The sequence below is a fragment of the Aeromonas sp. 5HA1 genome, assembly GCF_029237245.1.
Lineage (GTDB): Bacteria > Pseudomonadota > Gammaproteobacteria > Enterobacterales > Aeromonadaceae > Aeromonas > Aeromonas salmonicida.
In genome coordinates this window covers 146,860-168,364 of record NZ_JAACFW010000003.1, presented here as the reverse complement: position 1 = coordinate 168,364, position 21,505 = coordinate 146,860, and the positions used below count along the sequence as shown (strand labels likewise).

At 58.2% G+C, this 21,505-nt stretch carries 22 protein-coding genes; 6 read left to right on the top strand and 16 right to left on the bottom strand.

The window, feature by feature from the left end; genetic code table 11:
• Position 1: 1 nt before the first annotated feature.
• The 7 genes from hscA to trmJ form a co-directional block, all read right to left on the bottom strand.
• Positions 2-1,849 carry a Fe-S protein assembly chaperone HscA gene (gene hscA / locus GWQ27_RS04415; protein ID WP_058394704.1) on the bottom strand — a complete coding sequence of 616 codons (1,848 nt, stop codon included), beginning with the start codon at positions 1,847-1,849 and terminating at the stop codon, positions 2-4.
• Positions 1,850-1,877: 28 nt separating this feature from the next.
• Entirely contained in the window at positions 1,878-2,396 is a 519-nt protein-coding gene (hscB, locus tag GWQ27_RS04410) for a co-chaperone HscB (protein WP_058394705.1), read from the bottom strand.
• A 124-nt stretch (positions 2,397-2,520) separates the two neighbouring features.
• Positions 2,521-2,844, bottom strand: coding sequence for an iron-sulfur cluster assembly protein IscA (iscA, locus tag GWQ27_RS04405; protein ID WP_005310407.1), 324 nt, complete (start codon positions 2,842-2,844; stop codon positions 2,521-2,523).
• 15 nt (positions 2,845-2,859) lie between these two features.
• Complete coding sequence (iscU, locus tag GWQ27_RS04400) at positions 2,860-3,243, bottom strand: Fe-S cluster assembly scaffold IscU (RefSeq protein ID WP_005310405.1); 384 nt, start codon at positions 3,241-3,243, stop codon at positions 2,860-2,862.
• 41 nt (positions 3,244-3,284) lie between these two features.
• Positions 3,285-4,499 carry an IscS subfamily cysteine desulfurase gene (locus GWQ27_RS04395; RefSeq protein ID WP_059112288.1) on the bottom strand — a complete coding sequence of 405 codons (1,215 nt, stop codon included), beginning with the start codon at positions 4,497-4,499 and terminating at the stop codon, positions 3,285-3,287.
• 57 nt (positions 4,500-4,556) lie between these two features.
• On the bottom strand, positions 4,557-5,060 hold the full coding sequence (gene iscR / locus GWQ27_RS04390; RefSeq protein ID WP_017411386.1) for a Fe-S cluster assembly transcriptional regulator IscR: 504 nt from the start codon (positions 5,058-5,060) through the stop codon (positions 4,557-4,559).
• Between the two features lie 93 nt (positions 5,061-5,153).
• Positions 5,154-5,876 carry a tRNA (cytosine(32)/uridine(32)-2'-O)-methyltransferase TrmJ gene (trmJ, locus tag GWQ27_RS04385; RefSeq protein ID WP_265432928.1) on the bottom strand — a complete coding sequence of 241 codons (723 nt, stop codon included), beginning with the start codon at positions 5,874-5,876 and terminating at the stop codon, positions 5,154-5,156.
• A 180-nt stretch (positions 5,877-6,056) separates the two neighbouring features.
• On the opposite strand from trmJ, the gene GWQ27_RS04380 reads away from it, so the two are divergent.
• On the top strand, positions 6,057-6,473 hold the full coding sequence (locus GWQ27_RS04380; RefSeq protein WP_059112290.1) for a hypothetical protein: 417 nt from the start codon (positions 6,057-6,059) through the stop codon (positions 6,471-6,473).
• Here GWQ27_RS04380 and GWQ27_RS04375 read toward each other — a convergent pair.
• A complete protein-coding gene (locus tag GWQ27_RS04375) occupies positions 6,420-6,959 on the bottom strand; it encodes an SCP2 domain-containing protein (RefSeq protein WP_275906762.1) in 540 nt (179 codons plus the stop codon). The two genes, GWQ27_RS04380 and GWQ27_RS04375, sit on opposite strands and share 54 nt — an antisense overlap.
• 189 nt (positions 6,960-7,148) lie before the next feature.
• Between GWQ27_RS04375 and GWQ27_RS04370 the strand changes: the two genes are divergently transcribed.
• Positions 7,149-8,144, top strand: a complete 996-nt coding sequence (locus tag GWQ27_RS04370) for a peptidase U32 family protein (protein WP_275906761.1) — start codon at positions 7,149-7,151, stop codon at positions 8,142-8,144.
• A gap of 77 nt (positions 8,145-8,221) precedes the next feature.
• Positions 8,222-9,094: a U32 family peptidase gene (locus GWQ27_RS04365; protein WP_265432926.1), complete on the top strand. Its 873-nt coding sequence runs from the start codon at positions 8,222-8,224 to the stop codon at positions 9,092-9,094.
• A gap of 399 nt (positions 9,095-9,493) precedes the next feature.
• Here the strand turns inward: GWQ27_RS04365 and nlpI are convergent, their stop codons facing one another.
• From nlpI to queA, 7 genes are all read right to left on the bottom strand, one after another.
• The gene (nlpI, locus tag GWQ27_RS04360) at positions 9,494-10,441 is read right to left on the bottom strand and encodes a lipoprotein NlpI (RefSeq protein WP_282790523.1); all 948 of its coding nucleotides are present in this window, start codon (positions 10,439-10,441) and stop codon (positions 9,494-9,496) included.
• A gap of 90 nt (positions 10,442-10,531) precedes the next feature.
• Positions 10,532-10,900, bottom strand: coding sequence for a rhodanese-like domain-containing protein (locus tag GWQ27_RS04355; RefSeq protein WP_021139835.1), 369 nt, complete (start codon positions 10,898-10,900; stop codon positions 10,532-10,534).
• Between the two features lie 100 nt (positions 10,901-11,000).
• Positions 11,001-11,948: a protein translocase subunit SecF gene (secF, locus tag GWQ27_RS04350; protein WP_111589383.1), complete on the bottom strand. Its 948-nt coding sequence runs from the start codon at positions 11,946-11,948 to the stop codon at positions 11,001-11,003.
• Between the two features lie 9 nt (positions 11,949-11,957).
• A complete protein-coding gene (gene secD, locus GWQ27_RS04345; protein WP_111589382.1) occupies positions 11,958-13,811 on the bottom strand; it encodes a protein translocase subunit SecD in 1,854 nt (617 codons plus the stop codon).
• An 18-nt stretch (positions 13,812-13,829) separates the two neighbouring features.
• Entirely contained in the window at positions 13,830-14,165 is a 336-nt protein-coding gene (gene yajC / locus GWQ27_RS04340) for a preprotein translocase subunit YajC (protein ID WP_021139832.1), read from the bottom strand.
• A 51-nt stretch (positions 14,166-14,216) separates the two neighbouring features.
• Positions 14,217-15,353 (bottom strand): tRNA guanosine(34) transglycosylase Tgt, encoded by a 1,137-nt coding sequence (gene tgt / locus GWQ27_RS04335; protein ID WP_021139831.1) that lies wholly within the window; start codon positions 15,351-15,353, stop codon positions 14,217-14,219.
• A gap of 70 nt (positions 15,354-15,423) precedes the next feature.
• Complete coding sequence (gene queA, locus GWQ27_RS04330) at positions 15,424-16,491, bottom strand: tRNA preQ1(34) S-adenosylmethionine ribosyltransferase-isomerase QueA (RefSeq protein ID WP_270687164.1); 1,068 nt, start codon at positions 16,489-16,491, stop codon at positions 15,424-15,426.
• Between the two features lie 211 nt (positions 16,492-16,702).
• Here queA and GWQ27_RS04325 point away from each other — a divergent pair, with 211 nt between their 5' ends.
• From GWQ27_RS04325 to ahpF, 3 genes are all read left to right on the top strand, one after another.
• Positions 16,703-17,149 (top strand): CBS domain-containing protein, encoded by a 447-nt coding sequence (locus GWQ27_RS04325; protein WP_275906760.1) that lies wholly within the window; start codon positions 16,703-16,705, stop codon positions 17,147-17,149.
• Between the two features lie 655 nt (positions 17,150-17,804).
• Positions 17,805-18,371 (top strand): alkyl hydroperoxide reductase subunit C, encoded by a 567-nt coding sequence (gene ahpC / locus GWQ27_RS04320; protein ID WP_005900002.1) that lies wholly within the window; start codon positions 17,805-17,807, stop codon positions 18,369-18,371.
• 111 nt (positions 18,372-18,482) lie between these two features.
• Positions 18,483-20,075, top strand: a complete 1,593-nt coding sequence (gene ahpF / locus GWQ27_RS04315; RefSeq protein WP_275906759.1) for an alkyl hydroperoxide reductase subunit F — start codon at positions 18,483-18,485, stop codon at positions 20,073-20,075.
• Between the two features lie 71 nt (positions 20,076-20,146).
• Here the strand turns inward: ahpF and GWQ27_RS04310 are convergent, their stop codons facing one another.
• Positions 20,147-21,430: an MFS transporter gene (locus GWQ27_RS04310; RefSeq protein ID WP_034523940.1), complete on the bottom strand. Its 1,284-nt coding sequence runs from the start codon at positions 21,428-21,430 to the stop codon at positions 20,147-20,149.
• Positions 21,431-21,505: the final 75 nt, after the last annotated feature.

Below are 21,505 nucleotides of genomic sequence, written 5' to 3'. Positions count from 1 at the left end.
ATTACACCTTGTTGACGTTTTGTCCGGTCAGCACCTTGCGGATGGAGGCGTCCATCCGGCGGGCTGCAAATTCACCACTGACAGCGTCCGCCGCCTCGATGGCATCTTTGATTTGATTGGTTGTCCCTGCGGCGCGCACAGACAGCAGATGGGTGATCGCACTGTCTATGGCAGCGCGCTCGGCGGTGCTCAGCAGTGCATCGCCATCGGCGGCCAGGGCAGCATTGAGGCTTTCGACCACTCGGTCGGCCTCCACCTGCTGCTCTGCCAGCATGCGGGCATCCATGTCTTGCTGGGCGTTGGCGATGGAGGCACTCAGCATGGTGAGTATGTCCTCCTCCCCCAGCCCGTAGGAAGGCTTTACCTGGATCTCGGCCTGCACGCCGGAGGATTTCTCCATGGCACTGACCGACAGCAGACCATCCGCATCCACCTGGAAGGTGACGCGAATGTGGGCAGCCCCCGCCGCCATAGGGGGGATCCCGGTCAGGGTGAAACGGGCCAGAGAGCGGCAATCGGCCACCAGTTCACGCTCCCCTTGCACCACGTGGATTGCCATCGCTGTCTGGCCATCCTTGAAGGTGGTGAACTCCTGGGCGCGGGCCACCGGAATCGTGGTATTGCGCGGTATCACCTTCTCGGCGAGGCCACCCATGGTCTCAAGGCCAAGGGAGAGCGGGATCACGTCCAGCAGCAGCATCTCGGCATCAGGCTTGTTGCCCACCAGGATATCGGCCTGGATGGCGGCGCCAATGGCGACCACCTTGTCCGGGTCGATACTGGTCAGCGGCGTACGCTGGAAGAATTCCCCCACTCGCTCGCGTACCAGCGGCACCCGGGTAGAGCCACCGACCATCACCACCTCCAGCACTTCCACCTGCTCCAGCCCCGCATCACGCAGGGCGCGGCGACAGGCCAGCAAGGTACGCTTGACCAGCGGAGTGATGAGTTCCTCAAACAGGTGGCGGCTCACCTCCCCCTGCCAACCGGCAAAGGCACAGGGCACCAGATCGGCATCGGTCAGGCCGTGTTTGACGGCGGCGGCCACATCCAGCAATTCGCGCTGGGTGCTGGCATCGAGCTGACCTTCAAGGCCGGCTTGTGCCTTGATCCAGTCCGCCAGCAGGTGATCGAAATCATCGCCCCCCAGCGCCGAGTCACCACCGGTAGCCATCACTTCAAACACACCGCGGTGCAGACGAAGGATGGAGATATCAAAGGTCCCGCCGCCGAGATCATACACTGCTATCACCCCTTCCTGACCGGAGTCGAGGCCGTAGGCAATCGCGGCGGCAGTGGGTTCGTTGAGCAGGCGCAGTACGTGCAGACCGGCCAGACGGGCCGCGTCCTTGGTACCCTGACGCTGGGCATCATCAAAATAGGCGGGCACGGTAATGACAACGCCATCCAGCTCGCCACCCAGTGCGGCGGCACCACGCTCTGCCAGTTTCTTCAGAATTTCGGCTGAAACCTGTACCGGGTTGACCAGCCCCTGACGGGTCTGCAGCTGGGGCATGCCGTTATCGGCGGCCACAAACTGGTAAGGCTGCTGGCGAGTATCGATGTCGGCCAGGGCCTTGCCCATCATCCGCTTGGCGGAGACGATGGTGTTGTGAGGATCGAGTGAGGCTTCACGCTTGGCGTCAAAGCCGACACGAATAGCATCAACCTGATAGTGCACCACTGAGGGCAGCAGATCCCGCCCCTGCTCGTCGCAGAGGGTATCGGCGTGGCCGCTGCGCACTGCCGCGACCAGAGAATTGGTGGTGCCAAGATCGATGCCAACGGCACGTTTATGCTGATGAGGTGCGGCGCTCTGGCCGGGCTCGGCGATTTGCAGTAATGCCATGGGTAATCAAAATTCCAGCGTTAAAGGATCAAGACTCGAACAGTGAGTCTTCGAATCGTTCCAGCTCTTCGAGGAGCTTGTCGACAAACTTGAGTTTGCGGACGCAATCAGCCGCGATCAGATCATCACCAGCGGCAAGCGTCAGTGTCAGCTGTTGCATCAACAGCTGGTGATCATGCCCTATTTCCTGGCGAAAATCCTTGATGGCACCCTCAGGGTCGGCTTCCCCTTTCAAGTCGGCCAGGCGCTCACGCCACTCAAGTTGTTGCATCAGGAAGCTGGTGTCTTGCAGGGTTTGCTGCTCGCCACGAATATCGGTGCCTCGCAGGGAGAGCAAATACTCGGCTCGGCGCAGGGGCGTCTTGAGGGTGGTATAGGCATCGTTGATCTGGGCGGCTCGTTGCACCGCAACCAGTTGTTCCCGCTCGGGCGCCGTGGCAAAACGATCGGGGTGGAACTGGGTTTGCAACTGACGGTAGGTGTCCGCCAGCTGACGGGTATCGAGCTCGAAGCCTTCAACCAGCCCAAACAGCTCGAAATGATTCATGCAAACCTCTTAGACACAGACGTTTTCACCGCCACCAAACTCGCCAAAAACGCTGAGCCGGGTGTTGTTGAACTGGTCGTTTTCGACCAGTTCAACCGGCAGGACATCATGTATGTCAAACCTGTCAGACACTGAAACTTTCGCCGCAACCACACTCGCCCTTGGCGTTGGGGTTATTGAACTGGAAGCCCTCATTGAGGCCTTCCTTGACGAAGTCCAGTTCGGTGCCATCCAGATGGATCAGGCTCTTGGCATCGACGATGATTCTGACACCGTTCTGCTCAAACACCTGATCTTCATCCGCCAGCTCATCGACAAACTCGAGCACATAGGCAAGACCCGAACAGCCGGTGGTCTTGACGCCGAGGCGAAGGCCTATGCCCTTGCCCCGGTTGGTCAGAAAAGAGGAAACCCGTGCCGCTGCGGCATCTGTCATGGTAATGGCCATACTGCTCTCCTGACCTTAGAGACCTTTCTTCTGCTTGTAATCGGCGATGGCGGCCTTGATGGCATCCTCAGCCAGAATGGAGCAGTGGATCTTCACCGGTGGCAGAGCCAGCTCTTCGGCGATGTCAGTGTTCTTGATGCCGGCGGCTTCGTCTAGGGTCTTGCCCTTGACCCACTCGGTCACCAGGGAGCTGGAGGCAATGGCGGAGCCACAGCCGTAGGTCTTGAACTTGGCGTCTTCGATGATGCCGTCGTCGCTGATCTTCAGTTGCAGCTTCATCACGTCGCCACACGCCGGAGCACCGACCATACCGGTCGCTATGTTGGGATCGTTCTTGTCGAAGCCACCTACGTTGCGGGGATTCTCGTAGTGGTCGATTACTTTTTCACTGTAAGCCATATCTAACTCCTGCTAATTCCGTTGATCACTGGTCCGATGGATCAGTGATGAGCCCATTCGACCGTGTTCAGATCGACGCCGTCTTTGTACATCTCCCACAGGGGAGACATCTCGCGCAGACGACCGATGGAGTCACGGATAAGCTTGATTGCGTAATCAATCTCTTCTTCTGTGGTAAAGCGACCCAGGCTGAAACGGATGGAGCTGTGCGCCAGCTCGTCGTTCAGGCCCAGCGCGCGCAGTACATAGGAGGGTTCCAGGCTAGCCGAGGTACAGGCAGAACCGGAAGAGACCGCCAGATCTTTCAGCGCCATGATCAGGGATTCCCCTTCCACATAAGCGAAGCTGACGTTGAGGTTGCCCGGTACACGCTGTTCCAGGTCACCGTTGATGTAGACGGCTTCAATATCCTTGATGCCATCCCACAGACGCTGACGCAGGGCCATGATGTGCTGGCCTTCGCTCGCCATCTCTTCTTTGGCGATACGGAAAGCTTCACCCATGCCAACGATCTGGTGAGTCGGCAGTGTGCCTGAACGCATGCCACGTTCGTGGCCACCACCGTGCATCTGGGCTTCCAGACGAACGCGGGGCTTGCGACGCACAAACAGGGCACCGATCCCTTTCGGGCCGTATACCTTGTGCGCAGAAACAGAGAGCAGGTCAACTTTCAGCGCTTCCACATCCACCGGGATCTTGCCCACGCTCTGGACTGCGTCCACGTGCAGCAAGATCTTGCGGGAGCGGCACAGCTCGCCGATGGCGGCAATGTTTTGCACAACGCCAATTTCGTTGTTGACGTGCATGATGCTCACCAAAATGGTGTCATCGCGCAGGGCGCCTTCGATCTGCTCCAGAGTGAACAGGCCATTGGGCATCGGCTCGAGGTAAGTCACCTCATAGCCTTCACGCTCCAGCTGGCGGCAAGTATCGAGTACTGCCTTATGCTCTGTCTTGGAGGTGATGATGTGCTTGCCCTTGCCAGCATAAAAATGGGCAACGCCCTTGATGGCCAGGTTGTTGGATTCGGTCGCGCCGGAGGTAAAGACGATCTCGCGCGGGTCTGCACCGATCAGCTCTGCCACTTGATTACGGGCCAGGTCTACCGCCTCTTCGGCTTGCCAGCCAAAGCGGTGGGAACGGGAAGCTGGATTGCCGAACAGGCCATCCATGGTGAGACACTGCATCATTTTTTCTGCGACACGCGGGTCCACCGGACAGGTTGCCGAATAATCAAGGTAAATAGGCAGTTTCATGTTTTTCTCCGTTACAGCCAGGGTCACACATCGACCGGCTGTGGAAAGCACGTTTGTTTATAGTTGGACTTTCAAGCTCACATCGCCGTGTTCTACCCGATCAACCAGGGACAACACGGTTTTCATTTGTTCATCTTGCTTGCCGGCAATCCGGCGCACGTCCGCCTGACCCACCAGCTCAGCCAGGGTGATATCCCCCAGGAAACTGGAAATACGCTCGCTGAGATCACGCCACAGGGAGTGAGTGAGACACTGGGTACCGCCGTGACAGCCACCCTTGCCGAGACACTTGGTGGCATCAACCGACTCGTCGACTGCAGTGATCACCTGACCGACAGAGATAGCATCAGGGGCCAGACCGAGGCGATAACCACCGCCCGGACCACGCACACTGCTCACCAGACCATGCTTGCGCAGGCGGGCAAACAGTTGCTCGAGATAGGACAAGGAGATGCCCTGGCGCTCTGAAATATCAGCCAGGGGCACAGGCCCCTGCTCTGCATGCAACGCCACGTCGAGCATGGCAGTCACAGCGTAACGTCCTTTTGAGGTCAGTCTCATATGCCTTACCGTCTTGCGAACCAATCAATATGGGCACATGGTCACATACCCGACTAAAACAGTCAAGTATATGGTTGAGTAATACAGTCGGGTTTAATCCTGCGGCTTTGGCTTCTGGATCGAGGTCAGAATGCCGCGCAAAATATTGAGTTCTATCGCTTCCGGACGGGCCCGATTGAACAGGCGGCGCAGCTTGCTCATCACCTGACCCGGGTGGTCGTCGGCAATGAAGCCTGTTTTGAGCAGAGTCTGCTCCAGATGCTGATAAAAGCCTTCCAGCTGATGGGCGCTGGGATAATCCGCCTCGCTCTCCACCTCGGGAGCCTGATCCTTCAGCCAGCACATCCGCACTTCATAGCAGATAGTCTGTACCGCCATGGCCAGATTGAGGGAGCTGTATTCCGGATTGGCCGGAATGGCCACATGGTAGTGGCATTTCTGCAACTCGTCGTTGGTGAGGCCAGTGCGTTCACGGCCAAACACCAAGGCAACCGGGTGCTGCATCCCCTCCCCCACGGCTTTTTCCCCTGCTTCACGGGGATCCAGCATGGGCCAGCTCAGGGTACGGGAACGGGCACTGGTGCCGATGACCAGACCGCAGTCAGCAATGGCCTCATCCAGTGTCGATACGATACGGGCATTGGCGAGCACGTCACTGGCACCTGCAGCCAGCGCATGAGCGCTGTCATCTGGCAAGGTTTGCGGATCAACCAACACCAACCGGGTCAGCCCCATGGTCTTCATGGCTCGCGCCGCGGATCCCATGTTGCCTGTGTGAGAGGTGTTTACCAAAACGATACGAATCTGATCCAACATGCCCAGTCAATCTTCAGTCAAAAATGGCGCGCAATTGTAACATAGCCAATCGCTATTTTGGCACCGTAAATGGCGTCCCATTTCACAACAAAACCGTCATTTTGTAGAACAAAGCATCATTAGCCAACCGGGGAGGCTGGCTAAACTTGGAGGATGGAGAAGGAAACGAGTGGAGGAGACATGTGCCCACATTGGCTTTATGAGAGGTTGCCTGCCTGCTATTTGTTGACGGCAGTCGGCATGATCATGCTCACCGACTCCCCTTTGCTCTGGCTGGCAGGTGCCCTGCTGTTTGTGGCCGGTGCGGCGAGCTGGATGATGCGCTCCAGCTATCGGCGTACCGACCTGGTCATCTTTCCGACCAAGCGCTGGTTCCAGCCGGAATGGCTCTACGAGGCCCAGCCCTTTATCTGGCTGGCGCTGGGGTTGCTGCTCTCTCACCTCCCCGATGCCATGGCCCTGATGGCCTTGCTTCCTTGTGCCTGGGCATGCCGCTGCCTGTGGGTGCGCAGTCACTACCGCCACCATGCCGCTGGCTTGGCTTCACACTTGAGACGGGATCCCGCCCGTCGGCGCAGGGTGCGACTCCTGCGCTGACAGGGCACGCGCCCCTTCAATAAAGGTAGCGAGATCCATCAGGGGATAGCGCATCAGCCTCGGCAAACCGTCCAGATCCAGGCTGTCCATCAGGTTCTTCACCTCCAGTCCCAGCTCGGTATCTCCCTCAATCTTCAGCTTGCGCTGAAAGAAAAGGGAATCAGGATCCTCTTTGCGACCAGCGATCAGGATGAGGTCGTTGGTGGTTCCGCTGAAACAGACATCCGCATGATCGCAATGGCGTGCCACCACCAGCTTTCCATTCTGTTCGCTGATAAACCAGCAAAGCTCAAGATCCGATACCTCGACTTTCAGCCACTTGCCAGCCAGAAACTCGAAATCGCCATCTTCGATGGCCTCCTTGAACACCCGCGCCAGCAGGCGCTCCATCAGGTTCTGCTGCAGGGTAAAAGGCACCAGTTTGAGGGGGTGACGCAAAAAGCGGGGGGCCTGTTCGACCAGACGACGTTGCAGTTGTTGAAACACGATGAACTCCCAAGTTTTTACGCATTCAAGCACAGGGTTGCACTCTGGATCCTGTGGGAAATCAAACTTGTGCCGACTTACCTCAAGAAGGGTAAAGCCACACAAAGCTGCCTCAGGTCAAAAAGTGGGAAGGCATCGATGAATACAATCGGGCCACTTTTGCATTTTTCCACTCTCGGAGCGTACCCGATGGAATTACTCTGTCCGGCAGGCAGCTTGCCGGCACTGAAAACAGCCGTGGATAACGGGGCCGATGCGGTTTATATCGGCTTCAAGGATGACACCAATGCCCGCCACTTTGCCGGTCTCAACTTCACCGACAGCAAGCTGGAAAAGGCGGTGGACTACGTGCATCAACATGGCCGCAAGCTGCACATCGCCATCAATACCTTCGCCCACCCGGGCTCCGATACCAGATGGAAACAGGCAGTAGACAGGGGGGTTGCCCTGGGTGCAGATGCGCTTATCATCGCCGATCTCGCCGTGCTCGATTACGCCAGCCGCCATTATCCGGACATGGAGCTGCACGTTTCTGTGCAAGCCAGTGCCACCAACGCCGCCGCCATCCGTTTCTATCAGCAGCATTTCAACGTCGGCCGGGTGGTCTTGCCACGGGTGCTCTCCATGCACCAGGTCCGGCAGCTGGCCCGCGAGACCGACGTCGGCCTGGAAGTGTTCGCCTTCGGCAGCCTCTGCATCATGGCGGAGGGCCGCTGCTACCTCTCCTCCTACATGACTGGCGAGAGCCCCAACACGGTCGGCGCCTGCTCACCGGCCAGGTTCGTCCGCTGGGAAGAGACCCCACTGGGCCTCGAATCCCGCCTCAATGAGGTGCTGATCGACCGCTACGGCCCGGGTGAAAACGCCGGTTATCCGACCCTGTGCAAGGGGCGCTTCGAGGTGGATGGCCAGACCTACCACGCACTGGAAGAGCCGACCAGTCTCAACACCCTTGGGCTCTTGCCCGAGCTGTTCCAGACCGGCATCCAGTCAGTCAAGATTGAAGGGCGCCAGCGCAGCCCCGCCTATGTGGAGCAGGTTACCCGGGTCTGGCGCGCAGCCATCGACGCCTATCAGGCCAATCCCGAGGCCTATCAGGTCAAGGCAGAATGGGATGCCCAGCTCGCCCGCGTCTCGGAGGGGAGTCAGACTACCCTGGGCGCCTATCACCGTCAGTGGCAATAAGGAGGCCCGATGCCATTTCGTCCCGAAACAACCGATGCTGCCTTCAGCCCCTTCAGTCGCCACAAGGAGCACAACTAATGCAATTTTCTCTCGGGCCCCTGCTCTTCTACTGGCCCAAGGCCGACACCCAGGCCTTCTACCAAGCCGCTGCCGACAGCCAGGCAGATATCATCTATCTGGGAGAAACCGTCTGCAGCAAACGCCGCGAGCTGAAAGCAGATGACTGGATTGCCCTCGCCCGCCAGGTAGCCAGCACCGGCAAGCAGGTGGTGCTCTCGACCCTGGCCCTCATCTCTGCCCCCTCCGAACTCAAGGAGGTGAAGCGGCTGGTCGACAACGGCGACCTGCTGGTCGAAGCCAACGATCTGGGCACTGTTCAACTCGCCAGCGAGGCCGGGCTCCCGTTTGTCTGTGGCCCCGCCATCAACGCCTACAATGCCGATGTGCTGCGCATGCTGCTCAAACAGGGGATGACACGCTGGGTGATGCCGGTGGAGCTCTCCCGCGACTGGCTGGTTCAGCTCAGTCAGGATCTGGGCGCTGCCCGTCAGCAGTTTGAAGTGGAGGTGTTTGCCTACGGCCATCTGCCGCTCGCCTATTCGGCGCGCTGCTTTACCGCCCGCTCCCTCGACAAGCCCAAAGACAACTGCGAGCTCGCCTGCATCCATTACCCCACTGGCCGGCTGGCCAGCAGCCGCGAAGGGCAGAAGGTGTTCAATCTCAACGGCATCCAGACCCAGTCCGGTTACTGTTACAACCTCGGCAACGAGCTTGGCAGTATGGCGGATCTGGTGGATGTGGTACGCCTCTCCCCGGAGGGACTGGACACCCTTGATATGCTGGCCCGCTTCAAGGCCAACCAGCAGGGACAGGCCCCTCTGCCACTGCAACAGGAGCGGGACTGCAACGGTTACTGGCGCCAGATCCCCGGCATGAGTCTGGTGGAATGACACAGCACCAATGCCGGACCTGAGCGGGGTGGCCACGGCTGCTGGTGTCAAATATCCCCGGTTTAAGCCTGGTGGAATGACACAGCACCAGTGCCAGACATGAGCGCGGCAGCCACGGCTGCTGGAGTCAAATATCCCCGGCATAAGTCCTGATGGAATAACACAGCACCAATACCGGATCTGAGCGCGGCGGCTATGGCTGCTGGTGTCAAATATCCCCGGCATAAGTCTGGTGGAATAACACAGCACCAATGCCGGATCTGAGCACGGCGGCCACGGCTGCTGGTGTCAAATATCCCCAGCATAAGCTCTGATGAAATAACACCGTACCAATGCCAGCACGCAGACAGCAAAAAGGCCTCATCAAGAGGCCTTTTTTACATCGCAGACACAGGCAAATCAGGAGGCCTGCTTGCTGCTCTTGCCCTGTGAGCTCTGGGCGCCCGGCGGCAAGGGTTTGCGCGCCATCAGCTCCAGCTCCAGCAGGGCGTATCTGTGCTCGATGAAGTCATACACGTTGTTGGCGAGCGCCAGCTTGAAGTAGCTGATGGCTTCCTTGCGGTTGCCCTTGGCCAGTTCAAACTTGCCCAGATAGAAGTAAGTTTCACACAGGCGCTCGGCGAGCTCCCGGTTATCCTTCACTCCTTTCACCACATTGCCCATCAACTGGGTGGCATTGAGCTCACCGGTATAGAGGCGAACCAGATCCCAGTTCCAGGCGTCGTCGTCATATTTGTTGAGACGCTCTCGCATCCTGCTCATGGCAGCCGGCGCATTGAGCTTCTGCTCAGCCAGATAGAGCCACATCACCCGATACGGGTCTTCCGGCTGCGCTTCATAGAAGCGTTTCATGTCGGCGGCGGCCAGCTCGGGGCGATTACCGTAATAGAGTGCGATCCCGCGGTTGAGATAGGCATAGTCATAGTCGGGAGCCAGTTCGAGAGCGGAATCAAATGCCTCGTAGGCTTCGTCATAATTCTGCTGCTGCACCAGATAGACGCCGATGAAATTATAGGCCTCGGCAAAATCCGGTTTCTCCCGCAAGGCACGGTTGAAATCCAGCCTCGCCAGGGAGCGCAAGCCGACCCGATCAAACACCACGGCACGCTCATAAAACAGTTCGGCACGTTGCTCTGTGGTCAATTCCATCTCACCGAGCATCTGACCGAGTCGCGCCAACGCCAACTCGCTCTGGTAAGAGACCTGCAGGGGGGTCGCCAATACCAGTGAAGCGGGTTGCGGCTTGGGAACTTGAGGCGCTTTAACCTGACTGCTACTGCTGCAACCCCACATGGGGAGCAACAACAGGACACCAAGGAGGTATCCAATCCCTTTCCTGACGTTCAATGAACACTCCGACGCTTACGCTTGACCCCGCATATGGTAAAGGTCAACCGCCACTTTGTCATGTGGCGGTTCCCCTCTCCCTCAAATAAATCAGGATTCGACAGGGTATCCGGCCTCACACCAGCCCCGAAAACCGCCATCGACACTGACAACCCGGCTATAACCCATTTTTTGCAGATTTTCCGCCACCAGGATGGAGCGGAAACCCCCACCACAATAGAGATAGAGTTCAGTCTGCGGATCCGGATAGCGGGTCTCGATATCGCGTTCAATCACGCCGCGACCAAGGTAGGCCGCCCCTGGCAGGTGACCTCTGGCCCACTCGCTCTCTTCCCGCACGTCGATCAGGTGAAAAGCACGCCCCTCATCCTGCCAACGTTTGATCTGGTGCACATCAGTCTCTTGCACCTGAGGGCGAATGGCCTCGACCAGGGCCAGAAAACGGGGATTGTGTTGCATGGCTTGCTCCTTGCCTTAGGTAATGGAAGATGGGTCATCGGGGAGCATAATGACTCACCCGCCCCATAAGAGAAAGGGCGCCTCACGGCGCCCTTGTCGATTACGGCAGGATCTCTTGCTGATCCGCGCCCTCTTTTTCCACCAGGGTCGGCAGCATGTGCTCCCGCTTGACCCCGAGGAACATGGCGAAGGCACTCGCCACATAGATGGAGGAGTAGGTACCGAAAGCAACACCTATCACCATGGCCACCGCAAACCCGTGGATCAGGGCACCGCCCTTGAGCAGCAGTGCCAGCACCACCACAAAGGTCAGACCCGAGGTAATGATGGTCCGACTCAGGGTCTCGGTCATGGAGAGATCCAGGATGTACTCCGTATCCCCCTTGCGCACCTTGCGGAAATTTTCCCGCAGCCGGTCGAACACCACTATGGTGTCATTCAAGGAGTAACCCACCAGGGTCATCAGCGCCGCCAGCACGGTCAAGTCAAACTCGTACTGGAAGTAGGCAAACACGCCCAGGGTGATGACAACGTCGTGCACCAGGGAAACAATCCCCCCCAACGCCAGACGCCACTCGAAGCGCACCGCTACATACGCCATGATGCAGAGGATGGAAGCCAGCATGGCCAAGGCGCCATCGGTGGCCAGTTCATCACCCACTGAGGGGCCGACGAACTCGACACGCTTGAGCACGGCATCAGGATCGATCTGCCTGGCTGCCGCCAGCACTTCGTTGCCCTGCTGTTCCACCTTGACCCCCTCTTCTGGGGTCATGCGCACCAGCACATCGCGGCTGGAGCCGAAGTGTTGCAGGGTCGCCCCTTCAATCTTCTGCTCATCCAGCACCTCGTGGATCTTGTCCAGGCTCACCGACTGCTGGAATCCCACCTCTATGGTGGTACCGCCGGTAAAGTCCAGACCCCAGTTCAGGCCCCGATCGAACAGGAAGAACAGGGAGATCACCATCAGCAGGGTAGAGAAGACCACACCCGGCTTGGCATAGCGCATAAACGGGATAGGTTTTTCAAAATGTAGAATCTGAAACATGTCTCTTCCTTAGATCGGCAGCTTGTCGATACGCCGTCCACCCCAGCCCAGATTGATAATGGCGCGGGAAACCGTGATGGCAGTAAACATGGAAGCCGTCAGACCAATACCCAGGGTCAAGGCAAAGCCCTTGATGGCACCGGTACCGATACCGAACAGGATCACACAGGTGATGAGCGAGGTAACGTTGGAGTCCGCGATGGTCGAAAATGCGCGGTCAAAACCCATATGAATGGCCTGCTGCACACCGCGACCATTGCGGATCTCTTCCCGGATACGCTCGAAGATCAGCACGTTGGCATCCACCGCCATACCGAGCGTCAAGACGATACCGGCAATGCCCGGCAGTGTCATGGTGGCCCCCGGGATCATCGACATGATGCCGACGATCAATACCAGGTTGAACACCAGCGCCAGGTTGGCCACCCAGCCGAAGGTGCGGTAGTAGATCCCCATGAACAGCACTATCACCAGCATGGCCCAGCCGATGGCTTCCATACCGTTATCGATGTTTTGCTGACCCAGGCTTGGGCCTATGGTGCGCTCTTCAACGATCTGGATGGGTGCGATCAGGGCACCGGCACGCAACAGCAGCGCCAGGTTATGGGCTTCGTTGGCGTTGTCGATACCCGTGATGCGGAACTGGCTGCCAAGGCGCGACTGGATAGTGGCGACGTTGATCACCTCTTCCTGCTTGCGGAACTTGCGCTTGCCATCCGGACCGGGTTGGCCCACAGGCTTGTATTCGATGAAGACGGTCGCCATGCCTTTACCAACGTTGTCCTTGGTAAAGTTCGCCATCTTGTTGCCACCCTGGCCATCAAGCTTGATGTTGACCTGGGGACGGCTGTATTCATCGAAACCGGACTGGGCACCCACTATGTGGTCACCGGTCAGGATCACCCGTTTTTGCAACACGACGGGGCGACCGTTGCGGTCGTTGTACACCTTGGAACTCGGCGGTACACGACCATCGGCAGCAGCCTGGATATCGGCCGTTTCATCGACCATGTGGAATTCCAGAGTCGCTGTCGCGCCCAGGATCTCCTTGGCACGGGCGGTATCCTGAATACCAGGCAGCTGCACCACTATGCGTTCGGCACCCTGCTGCTGAACCAGCGGCTCAGCCACGCCCAGCTCGTTAACCCGGTTGCGGATGATGGTGATGTTCTGCTCGAGAGCATACTTTCTCACCTCTTTGATCTTGGCATCACTGAGGGCAGCGTTGAGAACGAACTCATCCCCTTTCTGCTCTGTGGTGAAGGTCAAATCCGGGTTCTGACGACGCAGATAAGAGACGGCACGTTCCTGATCAGCTTCATCACGGAACAGAACCTGTACCTGATCACCGACCCGACGTACGCCGGAGTAACGGATCTTCTGGGTACGCAGCTCGGTGCGAAAATCCTGCACCATCTGCTCTTGCTGCTTGGTCAGCGCCTCGGCCATGTCCACTTCCATCAGGAAGTGCACACCGCCGCGCAGGTCAAGACCCAGCTTCAACGGCGCTGCACCGATGGCTTCGAGCCAGGCAGGGGTAGACGGCGCCAGATTCAGGGCGGTAATGAAATTGTCACCGAGCTTGTTGGCAACCAGATCACGCGCCTTGAGCTGATCTTCGGTATTCTGGAAACGAACGAGGATGAGACCATGCTCAAATGCAGCATGCTTGACCGGAATGCTGGCGGCCTCAAGGGTCTCTTTGACCAAGTCAAGGGTGTCCAGCTTGACTTCGGCACCACGGCTGGCAGACACCTGCAAGGCCGGGTCTTCACCGTAAAGATTGGGGGCTGCATATAGAAAACCGATGGCGATCACGAAGACCACCATCAGGTATTTCCACAGCGGATAGCGATTTAACACGCTGTGCTCCTCAGGAGATTAAAGGGACTGGATAGAACCCTTGGGCAGTACGGCAGAGACGAAATCACGCTTGATGGTGACCTGGGTCTGATCGTTCAGGGACAGCACAATGTATTCGCTATCGGCGGACACTTTGGCGATCTTGCCAACCAGGCCACCTGAGGTGAGCACTTCATCACCCTTGGCCAGGGAGCTCATCAGGTTGCGGTGATCCTTGGCACGCTTGGCTTGGGGACGGTAGATCATGAAGTAGAAGATAAGGCCGAACACGGCCAGCATGATGATCATTTCCATGCCACCACCCTGTGCACCCGGAACTGCGCCTTCTGCATACGCCTTGGAGATAATGCTCATTTAACAACCTCTCATTTGATGTAGATTTGATAACTAACTTATATATCGTTGTTATTTCACGTCATTTTCAGCTAACGGAGGCACGGGCTTCCCTTGCCGACGGTAAAACTCAGTTACAAAGTCGTCTAATTTACCCTGCTCGATCGCGTCCCGCAAACCCTGCATCACTCGCTGGTAATAACGCAGGTTGTGAATGGTGTTCAGACGGGCACCAAGGATCTCGTTGCACTTGTCCAGATGGTACAAATAGCTGCGGGTGTAATTCTTGCAGGTGTAGCAATCGCAGTCCGCATCCAGGGTACTGGTGTCGCTGCGATACTTGGCGTTGCGGATCTTGACCACCCCATCCGTGGTGAACAGATGGCCGTTGCGGGCATTGCGGGTCGGCATCACGCAGTCGAACATGTCGACCCCGCGGCGCACCCCTTCCACCAGATCTTCCGGTTTGCCCACGCCCATCAGGTAGCGCGGCTTGTCAGCCGGAATTTTCGGGCAGACGTGCTCGAGGATGCGGTGCATGTCTTCCTTGGGCTCACCCACCGCCAGACCGCCGACCGCATAACCGTCGAAGCCGATCTCCAGCAGGCCGTTGAGGGACACATCCCGCAACTCTTCATACACGGAACCCTGAATGATACCGAACAGGGCGTTCTTGTTGCCCAGCGCATCAAACTTGTCGCGGGAACGCTTGCCCCAGCGCAGGGACATCTCCATGGACTTGCGCGCTTCTTCGTAAGTGGCCGGATACGGGGTGCACTCGTCGAAGATCATCACGATGTCGGAGCCCAGATCGTACTGGATCTCCATGGATTTTTCGGGGTCCAGGAAGATCTTCTCACCGTTGATGGGGTGACGGAAGTGCACGCCCGCCTCGGTGATCTTGCGAATGTGCCCCAGGCTGAACACCTGGAAACCACCCGAGTCGGTCAGGATCGGGCCCTGCCAGTTCATGAAGTCGTGCAGATCGCCGTGGGCGCGCATCACTTCCTGCCCCGGCCGCAGCCAGAGGTGGAAGGTGTTGCCAAGCAGGATCTCGGCGCCGGTCTCGCGTACTTCTTCCGGGGTCATTCCCTTGACGGTGCCATAGGTACCGACCGGCATAAAGGCTGGCGTTTGTACCACGCCACGTTCGAAGACCAGTTGACCGCGACGGGCACGGCCGTCGGTGGTTTTCAGTTCAAATTTCATTGCTACCTCGTTGCGTCAGAGAAACAGTCTGACAATAGAGAGCCCGAAGGCCCGGTATAAAGGGCGAGGCTTATGCCACTGCCCGGCGACGGGTGACGAACATGGCGTCCCCGTAGCTGAAGAAACGGTACTGCTCGGCCACGGCCGCCTGATAGGCCGCCATCACCTGATCGTACCCGGCGAAGGCGCTGACCAGCATGATCAGGGTCGACTCCGGCAGATGGAAGTTGGTGACCATGGCATCGACTACCTGAAACTGGTAGCCGGGGAAGATGAAGATGTCGGTGTCGCTGAAAAAGGGCGCCAGCGGCTTGCCCTGGGCCAGACTTGCCTTGGCTGCGCTCTCCAGGGAGCGTACCGAGGTGGTGCCCACCGCAATCACCCGGCCACCCCGGGCGCGAGTTGCGTTGATCGCATCCACCACCTCCTGCGGCACTTCGGCGTATTCGGAGTGCATGTGGTGATCTTCAATCTTGTCCACCCGCACCGGCTGGAAGGTCCCCGCCCCTACATGCAGGGTGACAAAGGCCGTTTCAACCCCTTTGGCGCGGATCTTTGCCAGCAGCGGCTCATCGAAGTGCAGGCCGGCGGTCGGCGCCGCCACGGCGCCCGGTTTCTGATTGTAAACGGTCTGGTAGCGCTCCTTGTCGGCGTCCTCATCGGGACGGTCGATATAGGGGGGCAACGGCATATGGCCTATGGCTTCCAGAATCTCCAGCACAGGGCGCGGGTCGAGAAAGTGGATCTCGAACAGGGCATCGTGGCGGGCACGCATCTCGGCATCGACCTTTTCGCCATCGGGGCCGCCATCCAGGATAAGGCGGGTGCCCGGCTTGGGCGCCTTGGAGGCCCGCACATGTGCCAGCACGCTGTGCTCGTCCAAGATGCGCTCCACCAGCACCTCCAGCTTGCCACCGCTGGCCTTCTGGCCAAACATGCGCGCCGGAATGACACGGGTGTTGTTGAATACCAGCAGATCGCCGGGGTTGAGCTGGTCCAGCACATCCACAAATTGACCATGGCGCAGGGCGCCGCTTTGACCATCGAGCTGCAACAGGCGGCTGGCGGTACGCTCTGCCATCGGATAGCGGGCAATCAGCTCGTCTGGCAGATCAAAATGAAAATCGGATACTTGCATCTTTCACCTCTGGGGAATCGGCGGCTAGTCTAGTTATCCCCCTCTTCCAAGGCAACCCAAAAGACCAAAAACCCAAGAGAGACAAGGGATAGCGAGCAATATTGCGACATCCATCCGGTTAATGATTCTTTAATGATCTGTATTGACCCTGATCATGTTTTGCCTGCGGGGGCTGGGCTAGGGTGAAAGCAGATACACAAGGAGGCCCACCATGATGACCTTATCCGAGATCATGACAGAACATCCCTTCACTCTGGGTCCGGAAAACAGCGTCAAGCAGGCGATGGATCTGATGCAGCAGGAGCGGATACGCCATATTCCCATCGTCGACGAACACCATTATCTGCTGGGTCTGGTCACCCTCACCGACATCCTGGCCACCCGCGAGTCCAAACTGCTGCTCATCAACCCGGAGCGGGAGGCGGAATTCACCGACAGCGTCCAGCTCGACGAGATCATGACCCGCCAGGTGGCGAGCGTGGATCCCCACGCCGGCATCAAGGAGGCGGCCCTCTACCTGCAGCGCCACAAATATGGCTGCCTGCCGGTGCTCAAGGGGCGCAAGCTGATCGGCATAGTGACAGAGTCGGATTTCATTGCGGTCGCCATCAACCTGCTCGAACTGATGGAAGAACAGGAGCCACCCAGCGACTTCTGATCTGAAAACAATGTAATAAAATTACAATAAAAGCGTTTTCGGCATATTAAATCGGCATTAGAGCTGAAATGCTTTCATTTTGATTGAAGTTTTACACCATAACCTTGCTTTGTGATCTGCATCACACTATTATCTCCCCCATGCAATAGTTGCCGAGGGGGAGACGAGGGATTGTGCACCCAGCCTCTTCCTCTCATATGTCTGCAAGTTTGCACACCCCGTAGTTAGTCTTTGCTGTAAAGCTTTTGTTTATATAGCCATTCCTTGTTTGATGACCCGGCCTTGTCATAGCGACAACGCCGGGATTTTTTTATCTGCACTATCCTGCCCGGCCTTGCCCTTCCTGCTCCCATTGCGTAGCACGCCACTGCACCGTCCTGCCGCCTCACAAAACAAATAGCCATTCGGACCTTGAAAAGCCGATGTGCCGCACAGATGTTGAATCTCGACAAGGGGTTACCTCTGTACGCCAGAGATATTCATGTTAGGTACAGCAGCGATGAGTTATCTAATAGATAGATTGAAGTGATTCAATTTTGCGGCTTTAATCGATTAAGAAAAGCCCCTATGATGAATCCATCGAACGTTAAACGCCTGGTCCGGACAGACTCTTCAATACCAGACAGGCATATGTACATCACCAAGGAGCTAATACATGTCTACCTATATCAACACTGAAATCAAGCCGTTCAACGCCACCGCCTACCACAATGGCAAGTTCGTTCAGGTGTCTGACGCAGACCTGAAAGGCAAGTGGTCCGTGGTGTTCTTCTACCCGGCTGACTTCACCTTCGTTTGCCCGACCGAGCTGGGTGACCTGGCTGACAACTACGCCGAATTCCAGAAGCTGGGCGTCGAGATCTACTCCGTCTCCACCGACACCCACTTCACTCACAAGGCGTGGCACGATACTTCCGACACCATCCAGAAGATCCAGTATCCGATGATTGGTGACCCGACCGGCGCCATCACCCGCAACTTCGGCGTCATGATCGAAGAAGCTGGCCTGGCTGACCGCGGCACCTTCGTTATCGACCCGCAAGGCATCATCCAGATCGTTGAAATCAACGCAGGCGGTATCGGTCGTGACGCGCTGGAACTGCTGCGCAAGGTCAAAGCCGCTCAGTACGTAGCTTCCCACCCGGGTGAAGTGTGCCCGGCCAAGTGGAAAGAAGGCGACGCCACCCTGGCCCCGTCCCTGGATCTGGTAGGCAAAATCTAAGCCTCCCGCTTCCAAGACCGGCCCATTCAAGGGCCGGTCTGCTTTCTGGCCTCCTCTTGGAGCACCAGGCCAGTCATCGCCGACCCGCAATCATTAAGAAGGAATTCGAAGATGTTGGATACCAACCTCAAACAACAGCTGAACACCTATCTGCAGTACATCGTCAATCCCATCGAGATCAGCGTGTCCGGCAACGACAGTGACAAATCCGCAGAGCTGCTGGCATTGGCCAGCGAAATCAGCGAGATGTCCCCCAAAATTGCCATGACTGATGGCAGCAATGCCCGCAAGCCTTCCATGAGCGTTGCACCACAGGGCCAAGCCCCGCGCGTTCATTTTGCCGGCATCCCCATGGGTCATGAATTTACCTCTCTGGTGCTCGCCTTGCTGCAAAGCGGCGGCCACCCTTCCAAGACAGATCCGGCCGTACTGGAGCAGATCAAGCAGCTGAAGGGCGAGTTTCACTTCGAGACTTATATCTCCCTCTCCTGCCACAACTGCCCGGACGTGGTACAGGCGCTGAACCTGATGGCGACCCTGAATCCCGGTATCACCCACACCATGATCGACGGTGCCCTGTTCCAGGACGAAGTGAACGAGCGCCAGATCATGGCGGTACCAAACGTCTACATGAACGGTCAGCCGTTCAGCCAGGGCCGTATCTCGCTGGAAGAGATCATTGCCAAGCTCGATACCGGTGCGGCCGATCGCAAGGCCGCAGAACTGAGCGAAAAAGCACCCTATGACGTGCTGGTAGTGGGTGGTGGCCCGGCTGGTGCCGCAGCAGCCATCTATGCCGCTCGTAAAGGCATTCGCACCGCCATCGTCGCCGAGCGGTTTGGTGGTCAGGTGATGGACACGGTCGGGATCGAGAACTTCATCTCCGTGCCCTACACCGAAGGTCCCAAGCTGGCCGCAAGCCTGGAGCAGCACGTCAAGCAGTACGGTGTGGAAGTGATCACCGAGCAGCGTGCCGCCGCCATCAGCAAGGACGGCTATGTGAATGTGGAGCTTGCCTCTGGTGCCACCCTCAAGAGCCGCGCCGTGATCCTGGCGACCGGTGCCCGCTGGCGTGACCTGAACGTGCCGGGCGAGCTCGAGTACCGCACCAAGGGCGTGGCCTACTGCCCCCACTGCGACGGTCCCTTCTTCAAGGGCAAGCGCGTGGCAGTGATAGGTGGTGGTAACTCCGGTATCGAAGCGGCCATCGATCTCGCCGGCATCGTCGAGCACGTCACAGTGGTGGAATTTGCCGATACCCTGCGCGCCGACGAGGTGCTGCAGAAGAAAGCCCGCTCCATGGGCAACATCGACATCATCATGAGCGCCCGCACCACCGAAGTGATCGGTGATGGCAGCAAGGTGGTGGGGATGGATTATGAAGATCGCACCACGGGTGAAATCAAACACCTGGCGGTCGCTGGCATCTTCGTCCAGATCGGACTGGTGCCGAACACCGAGTTCCTCAAGGGGAGCGAGGTGGCACTGACCCGCTTCGGCGAGATCGAGATCGACACCAAGGGCGCCACTTCCCTGCCCGGTGTCTATGCTGCCGGTGACGCCACTACAGTGCCGTTCAAGCAGATCATCATCTCCATGGGAGCCGGTGCAACCGCAGCGCTGGGGGCATTTGATTACCTCATCCGCAATGCGGCGCCGGAAGCGGCAGAAACATCCGCCAAGGCCGATGCCGTGACCGCCTGATAACGGCCCTCGTGCCAGTAAAAAGCCGACTCCCTGGAGTCGGCTTTTTTATCCGTGTTATTCACCAGGTGCTAGTTGGCCTTCACATCCTCCGCCTCGGGCGTGGCAAAGGTCGCAGGCACAGCTTCCCCTTCCAGATCCGTTCTCGGCTCCAGCTCCGCTGTCATGGGGGTATTGGGCGGTACCGGCATGAACACCTGATGCTCGGCCAGTGGAATGGGTGCCCGCTGCCGCTTGCGCCAGCCCAGATACGCCGTCAGCAGGGCGCCGCACAGGGCAAAGTAGACAAACAGCCCCTGTGGCCCGAACTGCATCATGACAAAAGGCGCCAACAATGGCCCTATCATGGCGCCCAAACTGTAGGCGAGCAGCAACCCCTGATTGGCCCCCAACACCTGATCCGGGCGCAGCTCATCGCAAGCATGGCTCAGACTCAGGGGATAAATGGAGAACGCCATCCCCCCCAGCAAGAACACCAGGACGCCGGCGATCGGCTCGCGCCAATCCTCGGGCAACAACACCATCAGCAAAGCGAGCAGGGTCAGCACGGCACTGAGCAGCAGGATCACCAGCCGCCGGTCATAGCGATCAGAGATGCGGCCAATGGGATACTGCAGGCACATGCCCCCCAGGATCACCAGCGCCATCATGTCCGCCACCCGCGAAAGCGAAGCCCCGCTGTCGGTAAAATAAAGCGGCAACAGACCGTAGATGGCACCGAGGATAAGACCTGAGGTGAAACTGCTGCCCATGCCCGCCGGGGTGAGCCGCACCAGCTCAATCACCCCGACCGGTTGGGGCGCCACCATGGCCGGTGTCGCCACCCGGGAGAGCGCAAGCGGCACCACCGACAGGGTGGCCGCCATGGCACACAGGGCAAACGGTGTCAGCACCATGGGATCCACCCACTTGAGCAGCAACTGGCCCATGGCCAGGGATCCGTAGAGCAGGATCATGTAGAGCGACATCAGCCGCCCCCGGTTGGCCGGGGAACTAGAGACCAGCATCCAGGACTCCAGCACCACGAACAGACCGCCGGTGGCAAAGCCCCCCACCAGCCGCAGCGCCGCCCAGCTGACGGGTTCCACTACCATGCCGTGCAGCAGGAACAGAAAACAGAGCAGGGAGGCGTAGGCCGCATAGGCCCGGATATGACCCACCCGGATAATGAGGCGCGCATTGACGAAAGCGCCCAGCACCAGACCGCCAAAATAGGCAGCCGACACCAGGCCTATGGCTTGCACCGACACCTGCTCGGCCGAGAGGCGTACCGTCAGCAGGGTATTGAACATGCCGTGGCCCAGAATAAAAATCACCAGACTGGCCAAGGGTGACAGCAACCTTGTGAGTGACATTGGGTCTCCCTGTGTGGCTCATTAATGAGCTAAACAGCCATGGTACCGCTTGCTTCCTGCCCACATCAACCCAAC

Bases quoted from the DNA above. Each gene is read 5' to 3' on its own strand.
- GWQ27_RS04365 (WP_265432926.1), top strand. From the start codon at position 8,222: ATGCAATTTTCTCTCGGGCCCCTGCTCTTCTACTGGCCCAAGGCCGAC.
- queA (WP_270687164.1), bottom strand. From the start codon at position 16,491: ATGCAAGTATCCGATTTTCATTTTGATCTGCCAGACGAGCTGATTGCC.
- yajC (WP_021139832.1), bottom strand. From the start codon at position 14,165: ATGAGCATTATCTCCAAGGCGTATGCAGAAGGCGCAGTTCCGGGTGCA.
- GWQ27_RS04370 (WP_275906761.1), top strand. From the start codon at position 7,149: ATGGAATTACTCTGTCCGGCAGGCAGCTTGCCGGCACTGAAAACAGCC.
- GWQ27_RS04355 (WP_021139835.1), bottom strand. From the start codon at position 10,900: ATGCAACACAATCCCCGTTTTCTGGCCCTGGTCGAGGCCATTCGCCCT.
- trmJ (WP_265432928.1), bottom strand. From the start codon at position 5,876: ATGTTGGATCAGATTCGTATCGTTTTGGTAAACACCTCTCACACAGGC.
- tgt (WP_021139831.1), bottom strand. From the start codon at position 15,353: ATGAAATTTGAACTGAAAACCACCGACGGCCGTGCCCGTCGCGGTCAA.
- iscA (WP_005310407.1), bottom strand. From the start codon at position 2,844: ATGGCCATTACCATGACAGATGCCGCAGCGGCACGGGTTTCCTCTTTT.
- GWQ27_RS04395 (WP_059112288.1), bottom strand. From the start codon at position 4,499: ATGAAACTGCCTATTTACCTTGATTATTCGGCAACCTGTCCGGTGGAC.
- GWQ27_RS04325 (WP_275906760.1), top strand. From the start codon at position 16,703: ATGATGACCTTATCCGAGATCATGACAGAACATCCCTTCACTCTGGGT.
- GWQ27_RS04380 (WP_059112290.1), top strand. From the start codon at position 6,057: ATGTGCCCACATTGGCTTTATGAGAGGTTGCCTGCCTGCTATTTGTTG.
- hscA (WP_058394704.1), bottom strand. From the start codon at position 1,849: ATGGCATTACTGCAAATCGCCGAGCCCGGCCAGAGCGCCGCACCTCAT.
- ahpF (WP_275906759.1), top strand. From the start codon at position 18,483: ATGTTGGATACCAACCTCAAACAACAGCTGAACACCTATCTGCAGTAC.
- secF (WP_111589383.1), bottom strand. From the start codon at position 11,948: ATGTTTCAGATTCTACATTTTGAAAAACCTATCCCGTTTATGCGCTAT.
- iscU (WP_005310405.1), bottom strand. From the start codon at position 3,243: ATGGCTTACAGTGAAAAAGTAATCGACCACTACGAGAATCCCCGCAAC.
- GWQ27_RS04310 (WP_034523940.1), bottom strand. From the start codon at position 21,430: ATGTCACTCACAAGGTTGCTGTCACCCTTGGCCAGTCTGGTGATTTTT.
- iscR (WP_017411386.1), bottom strand. From the start codon at position 5,060: ATGAGACTGACCTCAAAAGGACGTTACGCTGTGACTGCCATGCTCGAC.
- ahpC (WP_005900002.1), top strand. From the start codon at position 17,805: ATGTCTACCTATATCAACACTGAAATCAAGCCGTTCAACGCCACCGCC.
- hscB (WP_058394705.1), bottom strand. From the start codon at position 2,396: ATGAATCATTTCGAGCTGTTTGGGCTGGTTGAAGGCTTCGAGCTCGAT.